The 12,892-nt window shown below is 55.4% G+C and carries 12 protein-coding genes and 1 tRNA gene; 6 read left to right on the plus strand and 7 right to left on the minus strand.

The window, feature by feature from the left end:
- Window positions 1-124 precede the first annotated feature (124 nt).
- From J9777_RS03915 to J9777_RS03935, 5 genes are all read left to right on the plus strand, one after another.
- Entirely contained in the window at window positions 125-3,010 is a 2,886-nt protein-coding gene (locus J9777_RS03915) for a VIT domain-containing protein (RefSeq protein ID WP_209347457.1), read from the plus strand.
- A 70-nt stretch (window positions 3,011-3,080) separates the two neighbouring features.
- Window positions 3,081-4,034, plus strand: coding sequence for a thymidylate synthase (thyA, locus tag J9777_RS03920; RefSeq protein WP_209347458.1), 954 nt, complete (start codon window positions 3,081-3,083; stop codon window positions 4,032-4,034).
- A gap of 105 nt (window positions 4,035-4,139) precedes the next feature.
- Window positions 4,140-5,444, plus strand: coding sequence for a 3-methyl-2-oxobutanoate dehydrogenase (2-methylpropanoyl-transferring) subunit alpha (locus J9777_RS03925; RefSeq protein ID WP_209347459.1), 1,305 nt, complete (start codon window positions 4,140-4,142; stop codon window positions 5,442-5,444).
- Window positions 5,441-6,502 carry an alpha-ketoacid dehydrogenase subunit beta gene (locus tag J9777_RS03930; RefSeq protein ID WP_209347460.1) on the plus strand — a complete coding sequence of 354 codons (1,062 nt, stop codon included), beginning with the start codon at window positions 5,441-5,443 and terminating at the stop codon, window positions 6,500-6,502. The genes J9777_RS03925 and J9777_RS03930 overlap by 4 nt, the downstream gene beginning before the upstream one ends.
- 2 nt (window positions 6,503-6,504) lie before the next feature.
- A complete protein-coding gene (locus tag J9777_RS03935) occupies window positions 6,505-7,782 on the plus strand; it encodes a dihydrolipoamide acetyltransferase family protein (protein ID WP_209347461.1) in 1,278 nt (425 codons plus the stop codon).
- 2 nt (window positions 7,783-7,784) lie between these two features.
- Here the strand turns inward: J9777_RS03935 and J9777_RS03940 are convergent, their stop codons facing one another.
- Entirely contained in the window at window positions 7,785-8,243 is a 459-nt protein-coding gene (locus tag J9777_RS03940) for a hypothetical protein (protein ID WP_209347462.1), read from the minus strand.
- Window positions 8,244-8,450: 207 nt separating this feature from the next.
- Here J9777_RS03940 and J9777_RS03945 point away from each other — a divergent pair.
- A tRNA-Asp gene (locus J9777_RS03945) sits at window positions 8,451-8,527 on the plus strand.
- 92 nt (window positions 8,528-8,619) lie between these two features.
- On the opposite strand, the gene J9777_RS03950 is transcribed toward J9777_RS03945, so the two are convergent.
- From J9777_RS03950 to J9777_RS03975, 6 genes are all read right to left on the minus strand, one after another.
- Window positions 8,620-9,480 (minus strand): ThuA domain-containing protein, encoded by an 861-nt coding sequence (locus tag J9777_RS03950; protein WP_209347463.1) that lies wholly within the window; start codon window positions 9,478-9,480, stop codon window positions 8,620-8,622.
- A gap of 80 nt (window positions 9,481-9,560) precedes the next feature.
- Window positions 9,561-10,817 carry a PAN domain-containing protein gene (locus J9777_RS03955; protein ID WP_209347464.1) on the minus strand — a complete coding sequence of 419 codons (1,257 nt, stop codon included), beginning with the start codon at window positions 10,815-10,817 and terminating at the stop codon, window positions 9,561-9,563.
- 120 nt (window positions 10,818-10,937) lie between these two features.
- Complete coding sequence (locus J9777_RS03960; RefSeq protein ID WP_209347465.1) at window positions 10,938-11,165, minus strand: DUF2842 domain-containing protein; 228 nt, start codon at window positions 11,163-11,165, stop codon at window positions 10,938-10,940.
- Window positions 11,165-11,737, minus strand: a complete 573-nt coding sequence (locus tag J9777_RS03965; protein ID WP_209347466.1) for a 5-formyltetrahydrofolate cyclo-ligase — start codon at window positions 11,735-11,737, stop codon at window positions 11,165-11,167. The genes J9777_RS03960 and J9777_RS03965 overlap by 1 nt, the downstream gene beginning before the upstream one ends.
- A 211-nt stretch (window positions 11,738-11,948) precedes the next feature.
- A complete protein-coding gene (locus tag J9777_RS03970) occupies window positions 11,949-12,539 on the minus strand; it encodes a cell division protein ZapA (protein ID WP_209347467.1) in 591 nt (196 codons plus the stop codon).
- Entirely contained in the window at window positions 12,536-12,856 is a 321-nt protein-coding gene (locus J9777_RS03975) for a hypothetical protein (protein ID WP_209347468.1), read from the minus strand. The genes J9777_RS03970 and J9777_RS03975 overlap by 4 nt, the downstream gene beginning before the upstream one ends.
- Window positions 12,857-12,892: the final 36 nt, after the last annotated feature.

Consider the following 12,892-nt stretch of genomic DNA (forward strand, 5'->3'; position numbering starts at 1 on the left):
TCCAAATGATCGGCAGTGGTTATCTCTGCGATCGTAAATGCTTGATGCAACGCTGGTTTGCGATCAGTATCCGTCCATCAGTCCAGGCCGCATATGTGGCGCGGACGATGATTTTGGGGGTTATATGCGACTATTGACAGCAATGACGGCGATCTCATTGGTTTTGGCAGTGCCGGGTGGGGCATTGCTTGCTCAGGAACGCGTATCGCCGGAACTCAGCGCACGCATTGACGGTGTGAGCGATGCTGAGAGCGAAGCGCTTCGTCTTGAGCAGCTGAATGTTTCAGTCGTTGTGCACGGTTCGCTCGCATACACGGAAATGACGGCCAAATTTGCCAATCCGAGCAATGAAACGCTGGAAGGAAACTTTGTACTTGCGCTTCCGAAGGGCAGTGTCGTCACGGGCTATGCCCTCGATGTCGAAGGCCGGTTGATTGACGGTGTCCTGCAACCGCGAGACAAAGCGCGGCAAGCCTATGAGGACCGTGTCGCCGGAGCTATTGATCCGGGCCTTGCTGAGGTAGATTTTTCCGACAAGTTCGAAACGCGTGTTTACCCAATCCTACCGCGCAATGGGCGCACGATCAGAGTGCGTTTCGTCAGTCCGCTCGATAGTGATCTGTCTTATTTGTTGCCACTCGAGAACAGTGCAGTTGGGGCTTACTCGATTGAAGTATCGGGTGTTAGACCGGCTGGTCGGACTGGCTTTCGCTGGGAGAATGAAGGCTTAACATGGCGGGCTGAAGGCACTGACCAGATTGATGGCCGCATCTCTTTCAAAGCCGACCGGGATGATACGTTGGTTGTCAGCCAGCACCCGGGAGAGGGCAAGTTCTTCGAGTTGAGTGGCCGTGCTCCTGCACCCGCCGTGCCTGATAAAACAACCGAGCTGACAATCCTGTGGGATCGCTCTGTCTCACGTCTCGATGATGATGTTCGCCGAGAGGCTGAGATCGCCAGCAATCTTGCGGCGCAATTGGGGGTCGATGAGGTTACGATCCATGTGTTCGACAGTATCTCATCCGAGACTGCCACCGTTCCAGCCACGAATCTGCGGCGCGAATTAAGGCGGGTGCGCTATGTCGGCGGCACAAGCTATGCGGGTTTGGCAGAGGCGATCAAAGACACGTCTGGTCTGTGTGTGCTCTTCACCGACGGACGCGTGACGATCGGTGATCGCGAAAGCTTGCCGAGCGCAGGATGCAGAATCGTTACAATGTCATCTGGACCAGAGGTGGATCGGGCATGGCTGAGCGGACAGGCACGCCTGACTGGTAGTGACTTTGTTGATCTGAAGCAGGTGAATAACCGTGAAGCGATTGCCGCGATATTACGCCCTTCATCGATGCCAAAGGCACTGGACAGCACGGGCAATGCTATCGAAATTGTATCGCTGCCCGAAAGCGTCGGCAGGTTCCGCATTGCCGGGCCTGTGCCTGTCGATGGTGTGGTTGTGCTCAATGGCGAACAGTTTTTGGCGCCGCGTGGTACCCCACAAACATTCCGCGGACCGGGCGCGTTGTGGGCGCAGCAGCATCTTGCGTTGAACCGTGACACGCTGGGCACTCAAGGACTCGCGCAGGAAGCACGGCGGTGGTCGATTGCGGTCCCGGGTGTAAGTTTCATCGTCCTTGAAACGCCAGAAGATTACGCACAAAGCGATTTCGTCCCGCCGGACAACTACCCCAAAAATCTTCGCAGCGATTATGATGAGCTGCGCGCGGAAATCGACGGAGATCAAGCAGAACGCGAAGAGGAGCATCTCGCCCGAGTTCGAAGTTCGTGGGAAGATCGAAAGGAATGGTGGGCGAGGAAGATTGATTCGCGCGCGACGTACGCCGAGGGCGCTTCGGAGGAGGCTGAAGCCGCTGCGGAGGAGCCACTTGCAGAGCCACCGCCACCGGCCGAAGTTGGGCCATCTCCGGTTTCGATCCCCGAAGTTTCCGAGGAAGCGATACAAGCAAGCGCTTCGGTTTCACCGGTGGGGGCAGTGTCGGCCGATTCATACGAAGATAGTGGCGATTACATAGTCGTAACCGGTTCAAGGATTGTGGCTCCTGAGCCTGAACCAGGCTTAGGGTCAATCACTGTTAGAGAATGGTCGGCAGATAGGCCTTACATTGCTACTTGGGATGAGGCTGGAGACAATTGGCTGAGCGTGGTTGAAGCAACCGAGAAAGAACAGGGCACTATCCCGTTATTCTATCTCGATCTGGCCGAGTGGCATTTCAAAAATGGTCGTGCATTGGAGGCGCGCAAAGCTGCCTTGGCAGCACTCGAATTGCCGACCCGCGACAACCAGACGGTCGAAATCGTGGCGCAGCGATTATTGCGTTACGGCGATTTCGACGGAGCGATCTGGCTGCTGGAGCGATTGGTTGATCGTGAGGGCGACAGGCCGCAACCCTCGATGGCATTGGCGCAAGCATTCGCCGCTCGCGGAAGGGCGACTGATACCCGCGCCGATGTAGTTCAAGCACAGGAGATCATGGCAGAAGTCGGCTTGAAACTGTGGCCCGAGCGCTACGAACTTGTGAACGAGATCGCGCTTGGCGAAGCGAATGCGCTGGTTACCGAGTTGGGCGGCGCTGATGCGGTAGGAGTCACATTGGCCTCGGAATTTATCGCTGATCTGCCGGTCGATGTGCGGGTTGTCGCGGTGTGGAATACTCCGCGTACAGATTTGGATCTTTGGGTTCGAGAACCATCAGGCACTGACGTTGGTTTCAGCAATCAAAGTTCAACCGCAGGCGGGCGTTATACGCACGATTTGACTCAAGGGCACGGTCCTGAAGAATACATGATCCGAAGGGCTCCTGATGGGACATACCGGATCGAAGTGAACACGTTCTCAGCCGACAGGTTGAATCCTAACGGACCGTCAGTTGTCACCGTGCGTCTGATCCGTGACTTCGGCACGCCAACCCAGCGTGAAGAGACGATTGATGTCGAGATGGTGCCCGATGAAGACGATGATCGCCGCTTTATTGGCGAGATTGTCGTGGAGTGATGGCCCCAACTGCAAACAGCATTGTGCCGCTGGGGTGACAAACGAGCGAATGGGAAGCTAGGACGGTCACATGGCCACCGCAGCTTCCAACACCGATTCTTCCATCCGTCATCCGGAATGGCAATATCTTGATCTGATGCGCGAGATTTGGGAGCAGGGCAGCGAACGGCGCGATCGTACCGGCGTCGGCACCCGCTCGGTATTCGGGACGATGTTGCGCTTTGACTTAGGCGATGGCCGCATGCCGTTGCTGACGACCAAGCGGGTGTATTGGAAGACAGCCACGCGCGAAATGCTGTGGTTCCTAACTGGTGACACCAATATTCGGGAGCTTTGCAAGCAGAACGTCCAGATTTGGACGGATTGGCCGCTCGATAAATATCGCCGTGAAACCGGCGAAGAGATTAGCCGAGAGGATTTTTCCGCGCGTATTGTCGAGGACAAAGCCTTTGCGATCCGTTGGGGTGAGCTTGGCCCCGTTTACGGCAAGCAGTGGGTTGATTGGCCGACCTATCGGTATCAGGCGGATGGTTCCTACAAAAAGGGCCCTGGCATTAACCAGGTTGCCGAAGTGGTGGACTCGCTTCGCAATAACCCAAGCAGTCGCAGGCATATCATCGAGGGGTGGAATGTATCGCAGCTTGACGGAATGGCGCTGCCGCCTTGCCATAAGACGTACCAGTTTCATGTCGCTGATGGGCGGCTCAATTGTGCGCTGTACCAGCGCAGTTGCGATGTTGCGCTCGGGTTGCCGTTTAACTTGTGGTCGGCGGCGCTGTTACAGCGGATGATCGCCCAGCAGACTGACCTTGAGCCAGGCGAGTTTGTGTGGATGGGCGGGGACACGCATCTTTACCTAAACCACACCGAGTTGGTCGAGGAACAGTTGGTGCGTGAGCCCGCTGGTACGCCAACACTGACAATCGCGCGCAAGCCCGACACAATATTCGATTACGTGTTCGAGGATTTTGTGGTTGAAAATTACGAACCGCAGGGCACGCTCAAGGCACCTATTGCGGTTTAGCGTCGGCCGCTCGCTACGCTTGACCGCGATTGCTCTGTGAAATAAAATAACGCAGTCACGTAAGATTGCGTCTCGCTTTGCAGAGGCACATTGGGAGAGCATCATATGGCCGACCGGCCCGAGCAAGCCGCAGGCAAGGGGGCAAACAAACCTTCTTTGTCGCTGCATGTTCCCGAACCCACCTATCGCCCCGGCGATCCCGTTGATTTTGCGCATATCACGGTGCCTGCAGCGGGTAAGCAGGCACGGCCCGATGAGACGTGCGATGCGATTGAAACGTCGGATCTCTGCTATGATTTGGTCCGCGTTCTAGGCGACGATAACAAGGCGCATGGCCCTTGGGATCCCAAGCTTGATCCCGATACGCTGCGCACAATGCTCGGCCATTTTGCGATGGTGCGCGCCTTTGATGAACGTATGTTCCGCGGTCAGCGGCAAGGTAAAACCAGCTTCTACATGAAGTGCACTGGTGAAGAAGCTACCTCGATCTCTGCTGCCATGGCGCTTGCTAGTGACGATATGATTTTCCCGTCCTATCGTCAGCAAGGTATCTTGATTGCGCGCGGTTATCCGATTGTCGAGATGATCAACCAGATTTACTCGAACAAGGGCGACAAGCTCAAAGGTCGCCAACTGCCAATCATGTATTCGAGCCGCGAACATTCATTCTTCTCAATCTCCGGAAACCTTGCCACACAAACACCGCAAGCGGTCGGCTGGGCAATGGCGAGCGCGATCAAAGGCGACAGCCGGATTGCCGCAACATGGGTTGGTGAAGGCTCTACGGCGGAGGGAGATTTCCACAGCGCCTGCACCTTTGCGACGGTCTATAATGCACCGGTTATCCTCAATGTTATCAACAACCAATGGGCGATTTCCAGCTTCTCCGGTTTTGCCGGTGCCGAACGCACTACATTTGCCGCTCGCGCGCTAGGATATGGTCTGGCAGGACTGCGCATTGATGGAAATGATCCGCTCGCTGTTTACGCGGCCGAGAAGTGGGCTGCGGACCGTGCGCGTGCCAATGCTGGTCCGACCTTGATCGAGCACTTCACCTACCGTGCAGAGGGGCACTCGACCTCCGACGATCCAAGCGGCTATCGCTCGGCGCAGGAACGCGAGGAGTGGCCTCTCGGCGATCCGGTGACGCGTCTCAAGAACCACTTGATCGAACTCGGCGAATGGGATGAAGAACGTCAGGCTGCTATGGATCTGAAATGTGCCGAGGAAGTGAAGGCTGCAACCAAAGAAGCCGAGAAGAACGGCATTCTTGGCCACGGCTTGCACCATCCGTTCCGGACGATGTTCCAAGATGTCTACGAAGATTTGCCGTGGCATCTCGAAGAGCAGGCCGCGCAGGCGAAGCGAGAACGTGAGATCAAGTGGCCCGGTGAGGAGCCTTGGTCATGAGTACCGAAACACAAAACGCGCCAGAAGCAGCGGCAGAGAACGGCGAACGCCGCCTCAACATGATCGAAGCTATCAATGAAGCGCTCGATCTCAAGATGTCCGAGGATCCGGACATCATCGTGATGGGTGAAGATGTCGGTTATTTCGGCGGCGTTTTCCGTGCGACGGCCGGGCTGCAAGAGAAGCACGGCAAGAGCCGTGTATTTGATACGCCAATCTCCGAATGTGGCATCATTGGTGCCGCAGTGGGGATGGGGGCCTATGGCCTACGACCGGTGCCGGAAATCCAGTTCGCCGATTACATCTACCCGGGCCTCGATCAACTGATTTCGGAGGCTGCACGCCTGCGTTATCGGTCGGCCAATGACTACATTGCTCCGATGACAGTTCGCTCGCCATTTGGTGGCGGTATATTTGGCGGACAGACACACAGCCAGAGTCCAGAGGCTTTGTTCGCACATGTCGCGGGCCTGAAGACCGTTATCCCAGCGACACCCTACGACGCCAAGGGCTTGTTGATTGCTGCCATCGAAGACAATGATCCGGTGATCTTCTTCGAGCCTAAACGTATCTACAATGCGCCCTTCACAGGGTATTATGACAAGCCGGTTGAGCCGTGGAAGAAGCACCGAGACAGTGTTGTTCCTGAAGGCAAATATTCGATCCCGCTCGGCAAGGCTCGCATCGTACAAGAAGGTGAGGCTCTTACCGTGATTGCCTATGGTACCATGGTTCATGTTGCTGAAGCAGTATGCCGAGAGAAGGGTGTGGACGCGGAAATCATCGATCTGCGGACCATCGTTCCACTCGACATTGAAGCCATTGAAGCATCGGTGAAGAAGACTGGCAAATGCCTGATCGTTCACGAAGCCACTCGAACCGCGGGATTTGGCGCTGAACTTTCTGCTTTGGTAACAGAGCGTTGCTTCTATCACCTCGAAGCTCCGGTTGAACGGGTTACCGGTTTCGACACACCCTATCCGCACAGCCTAGAGTGGGCCTATTTTCCTGGCCCTGTCCGCATTGGCGAGGCCCTCGACCGAATTTTGGAAGCCTGATCATGACGAAATTCACATTTAACATGCCCGACATTGGCGAAGGTATCGCCGAAGCTGAAATCGTGTCGTGGCACGTCAAACTTGGCGATACGGTCGAGGAAGACCAAGAAATCGTCGATATGATGACTGATAAGGCGACCGTTCCGATGGAAAGCCCGGTCAACGGCACGATTGTCGAGATCGCCGGTGAAGAAGGCGATATGGTCTCTATCGGCGCGATGTTGGTGGTGGTCGAAGTCGAGGGTGAAGTGCCCGACGACGTTATTGAAAATGCGGAATCTGCCATTCACGAAGCCGAAGAGGCAATCGCGGAGGCACAGGAAATTATATCTGAGCCTGCGCCTCCACCGCCTGCGCCAGTTCCCGCACCTACACCAGCGCCCACACCAGTCGAAATGAAGGTCGACACGAAAGTTCTCGCCAGCCCCGCTGTGCGCAAACGCGCTACGGATATGGGTATCGACCTTGCCGAAGTGAAACCGGCAGAGGACGGCCGCATCCGCCACGCCGATCTCGACGCATTTTTGTCTTACAATGCCGGCAGTGGTTTCACACCAGCGGGCGGAAAGCGCGACGACGAACCGATAAAAGTCATCGGCCTGCGCAAGCGCATCGCGCAAAATATGGCCGCGTCGAAGCGCAATATTCCGCATTTCTCTTATGTCGAAGAAGTCGATGTTACCGAACTCGAGGAAATGCGCGCCGATCTGAACGCCAATCGCGGTGCCAAACCGAAGCTTACGATGATGCCGCTGGTTATTACAGCCATCTGCAAGCTGATCCCGCAGTTCCCGATGATCAATGCGCGGTATGATGACGAGGCGAATATCGTCACTCGTCATGGCGCAGTGCATCTTGGCATGGCTACACAAACTGATGGCGGACTTATGGTCCCGGTTATCCGTGATGCACAGTCGAAAAATCTGTGGCAGCTTGCCCGCGAGATTGGGCGTTTGGCCAATGCTGCTCGCGATGGTTCGGCGAAATCGGATGAGCTTTCCGGCTCGACGCTCACTTTGACCTCGCTTGGTCCGCTAGGCGGTGTGGCAACGACGCCCGTGATCAATCGTCCGGAAGTGGCCATTATCGGACCTAACCGAATTATCGAGCGTCCGATGTTCGTGCCCGATGGCAAAGGCGGTGAACGGATCGAGAAGCGCAAGCTGATGAATATTTCGATCAGCTGCGACCATCGGGTAGTCGACGGCTATGACGCCGCGAGCTTTATCCAAGAGTTCAAAAAGCTGGTTGAAACTCCAGTGCTTCTGCTGACTGATTGATCTTAGCGCACAATCGCGCTGTAGGTGATCGTGCCTTTGCCACGAGCAGCCATGCCGCGCGTTATTGTCCAGCGCAGATGTGTCACATCTTCGACCGATGCCCTGCGTAATCCGCTGCCATCATCGATGCTCAGATCGCCGATCCGGCCCCAAGTTTGACCGCCATCCACCGAGATGTCCTGTGATCGCAGGCTGCTTCGCTCGAAAGCAAGTTCAGTTGGCACGGCGCTGGAGACGGTAAAGCTGGTATCCGGGCTGTTCGACTTCCACTTGACCAGTAGGATCACTCGGTCGCCCTTTTTAAGAGTTTCGGCACGCTCAATCGAGCGTTCCGTGCCGCTTTCGGAAGTTCGCTCGACAAACATATCTTGCGTCAGTCCGGTGGAGCTTTGTGCTCGCGCTGTAGCGCCAAACGCCACTGAGAGCGCGCCGATGGAAAGCGCAACAGGTCCAAATCGCATAATACCGATCCCAAACGAGCGCAGTATGAGCGCCCGAATGTGCAGTGACAGCGAGAGTGAAAAATATGGTTAACGCGTGCTAAGCTTACGCTGTTTCAAGCGTGACCAAACACCAGTGCAATTTTAGCCCGATTTTGCTCGTTTTGTGCGTTGACAGATTTTGGAACCTGCCCTAGTTGCGCCTCTCCCAAGCGCATGCTTGCATGTGGGGGTGTAGCTCAGTTGGTTAGAGCGTCGGCCTGTCACGCCGAAGGTCGCGAGTTCAAGTCTCGTCACTCTCGCCATTTATTTGGCACCATTTTATGGTTTGAAAAAGCCCTCGATGTCTTCGGATGTCGGGGGCTTTTTCGTAGCTTAGCGTAGGCTCGCAAGGGTCTTAGCAACCTTGTTCAGTCTTTGCGGTGTTGCGGACCCAATCGAACGCGTTGGTCAGCAAAGCACGGTTGTGAGTATTGTCGTAAGCGGTATGCAGATGTCCGATGGCGGAATAGAAGGTGCGCGCGCCGTTCAGGCAGCGCGTCCAGACAATCGGATGATCTTCCGGCTTAGGACCCATGCGCAGATCTTCGCGATCGCCATAGACAAGATTCTGCGGCGAATAGGTACCTTCGTCCAGACCGAATAGTGGCGTTGAACCCTGCAGAAACTCCATGTCTTCAAAGCTGTACCACTCATCGTTCTGTATCCATCGATCTGGCAAGTCCGTTGTAATAGGATGGTTCGTGGCCAGTTTGACGACCTCAGCGTCCTGGAATTGCGGATCAGCGGGGTGACCGATGAATTCGGGGCCGATGATCCCGCGGTCGTACCACTCCCAATCTTTGTGAGAGTTGTCTCCGGAACCGTGTATACCGATCCATCCTTTGCCATCTTTCAGCCAGCTTTGGAACGCGTCTTCTTGCTCAGGTGACAGAGCATCGCCGGTCATATTGTTGAATATAACGACATCGAACAGCGCCAGTTGCTCCGCATTGAACACTGCGCCATTCTCGGTCGTGAACAGGCCCATACCCTTTTCGTGCGCCAGTTCAGTAAAGAATCGGTCCGCACCCGCGATCCCCTCATTATGCCGCCAATCCTCCGTCTTCGAGAACACGAGGATCGCGGGTTGCGGCATATATTCGCTGATCGCGGGCGGGCGGGCGTCGTGGTTCGGTTTTTCAGAGATCGATTGGCCTAGTGCAACCGCTGCAAAGCCAAATCCGGCAATCGCGAGGAGGAGAGAAGCGTTCCGCATAGGCAAAGCCTATACGGGAGTTAGCCCTACTTCTAGAGCGAAACTGACAACGACGTCATTAGCGCGAAAGGGTGTGCGCGTTAATCCGGGCAGAGTCCGAATGGGCAATCGTCGCCGTCTGTCGTTGGTTGCAACACGACTGGGCCGCTGGGCTCGACGGGTTGCGTCGGGGTGATGGCCGGAGCCGTAGACCCTGACTGTGTAATTGACGCAGCTTGCAGCGGGACTCTTGCTTTTTCCATTTCGGTGCGGACCTGTGCTCCCAAACCCATTGGAAAATATGCTAGATCCTCTATCCCTGCCTCCAGATATTGTTCCATTTGCTCCTGAAGCTCCAATATCTCTTCGATAGACTTGCCGTCTGCCCAATCGTCAAACACTCTGGCGATGGCGATGCTTTGTAGGCAAAGACCTATTACATCCGTCGAGGACAAGCCGTCATCGGCGTCTGGATACCCACCAACCAGCGCAGAGCAAACGCCCGGCTCGACATATTTGCCCGCACCAATACGGTTGGTCGATATCAGCGTAAGCGCCTGATCATGTGTCCGGTTGCCTTCAATTAGCTCAAGCAGATCGTAGTCCAAATCGATTGTTGCGAGACCGGCAACCCACATATCCCGCTCTGTCGGGTGCATGTCGCGAATTTTCGCCATGAAACGCGCACGGTCACCCGATATGTGCGTTGTGGTGATGTAGCACTCCATCTGACTGCTAGTCATAAGATCGCTATCGCACGCTCCTGGCGCTGGGAATTCCGTCATTGCAGCAACCCTGCAAAAATATCGATCTTGGGAGCTTCCCAAGTTTTCGCACAGCGACTGCGCGCGGTAAGCTGCTATAACTCGGCAATCGTTCCGCGGTGTTCCCCGTATCGCGTCGCAAACATCGATATTCAATTGTTCCGCCGCCTCTTTTTGGATGCATTGCGCAACCTGCGGGCCCGAGTTGTGCTTGCTATTGCACATTGCCAAAGTATCTGACGCAGCTTGGTTGCTAGGCTGTTCTTCAACATCATCATCGGGCTGGATACGATCCGGGAAAGTACCGGAGACGGCACCTTTTCTATCAAATGCCCGCGGTACGCCGCCTTTCAGCCAGCATTGCGGGGTCTCATAAAGATTGTAACCGGCCGGGGTGTAGGTCCATGCCTTGCACTCGTCCGTTTCGCTGCAGATTTTCTGGCATAATTTGGGGTCATCGACATGCAGAGTTACGCGGTCGATGTCTTGGTCCAGCCGGTCGGAATCGACCTCAAAGGTCTGTGCATGAACGAGACTAAAGGTCAAAAATGCGAAGATAGCTGCGAATGTCGGTATCAAGAACCGGGTTTTCATGGCATTGCCCTCTAGGGCCGAGGGAATAATTGTGCCCACGGACCAACCATGCATAGCAGCCATTCACATTTGACACGAATCGGCTTTAAATGAGGCCTAGCTAGCTACGATCGACTGCTTCTAGTCCTTCTTCGCACGCCATTTGCCGGTTTCCATCCAGACCAGAAACCGCCCGAGTGGCAACAGCCAAACTAGGCCGAAGAAGATGTAGACGATCGTTTGGCCCCAAGTCGGCCAAGTTCCGATCAGATCAGGCAGATATCGCGCCAAGACGATGCCATAGATCATCAGTCCGACGAAAAGGCCAAGGATACCAAGGGGAATTCGTCCGGTAGGTTCTTCGCGCATTAGAAGGGTCCGTATAGTCGAGTTGGCGTTACAACGGCAGAAAGCGGCATATCGTGCGGTTCTGTGGGCAGAGAGGCGACGAGTTGGCCATCCCAGGCCAGTCCGATTGCCAAAGCGTCAGTATGTTTCGCCAACCAACGGTCAAAATGTCCACCACCTTGCCCAAGGCGTTCGCCATCCTCCGTGAAGCCGAGCAAAGGCGTGAACACCACATCGGGCACAAGCACCGCCGCGCTGGTGTCGGGTTGCTGCACGCCAAAGGGGCCGTCGACCAGATCGGTTTCACCAAACGGATCAGTGTGCTCGGCAAAAACCATTTGGGCATTATCTGCCGTGAGCGCGGGAAGGGCGATTGTATGGCCCGCTTCAGAGAAGAACCTTGCGTATCCCGACGCCGGCGCTTCACTTGCGGCCGCGTGATAAAGCCCGATAATCGCATCGGCTGATACAAGCTCCATCAATGGCGCAGGTGGGTGTTTGAACAGCAGTGCTCGAACATTCTCTGGAATCGACGCAGCATGATCGTGCCGCGCCTTGCGGAGCTGCTTCCTCAGGCTGGCTTTATCGGTCATTTTTGGGTGAATACTCGCATTTGGTCGGAAGTGACGGGACCACTATGGGTCGTTCTCTGGGAAATCCGCCGACGCCTAAAACGTCAGGTGGGCGCCGTATGCATCAAGGCCCCGTGCGAAACGTTACCTTGGACAGGGACAGCTCCCTTGGATTGCTTATAGCCTCAGGGATGTTCTGCAGCGCGTGCCGAGCAGTCCCGTCAAATGTCACTTAGGAACTTGCGGTCCCGGCCTCAAGCTTATCTGCACAAGTTTCGAGCAAATCGGCGAAACGTTCGAGTGCCGGAGCAAGGTCAGGATCATCGGTCAGGGTAGCGCTGAAGCCCGCTTGGGTAGGAGCGTTGCGCGCTTCATCCAATTGAACAGTCAGTGCAGATTTTTCTTGCTCCAGTGCGGCAACATGCGCCGTCACTTTCTCCAATTCAGATCGGCACTCCTCGGACTCTTCACGCCGTTGGGTCAGCTCAGTACGGACTTCTTCGACTTCATTTGCATGGTTTTTTTGCGCCAACTTCAATCCATCAAGCTCGGCGGTAAGTGTGCTGATGGTCTGGTTCAACTCCCCCTGCGCAGTAAGCGCAGCATTCCCGGCCTCGGCTGACTTTTTGGTCTCATGCAGTTCGTCGGCTAAAAACAGGGCGCTGAACAGCAGCTTCTGCGTTTCGGCAATGTGTTGCCCATCGCCAAGCTGCCCAATCTTTTCATTGATGACGGCACCCAGCGAGCTGACGTGATTTTCCTCACCTGGACCGCAGGTTACCGTATATTCGCGATCGCCAATCGAGAGTTTGACCTCGCTCATTGGTCGAGCTCCTCGATCAATTTATCCAGATCATTCATGGAGTTAGAAACGGTGTCGCGCAGGCTCTCATGCTTAACGACAAGCGCTGAGACGGACGGTGGAGTGCTTGGCAAGTTGTCGGCGGCCTGTGCGATGCGGGCAAGTGCCGTTTCAATGCGCTGGACAGCGGACTCGATGCGTTCCTGACTCATAGCTGCGAAATTATAGCAATTGCGATGCTTGCGCAAAGGTTTGGCATGACAAGTTGATAGCACCTGTTGATAATTGCGCACCGGCCCGACCTCGATAGAGCCGCTGGTTTTCAGATTTTGGATCATTGGCGGGGATCATCGCGGTGCTGTCCTTGACCTTGC

The organism is Pontixanthobacter sp. CEM42, from assembly GCF_017812015.1.
GTDB lineage: Bacteria > Pseudomonadota > Alphaproteobacteria > Sphingomonadales > Sphingomonadaceae > Pontixanthobacter.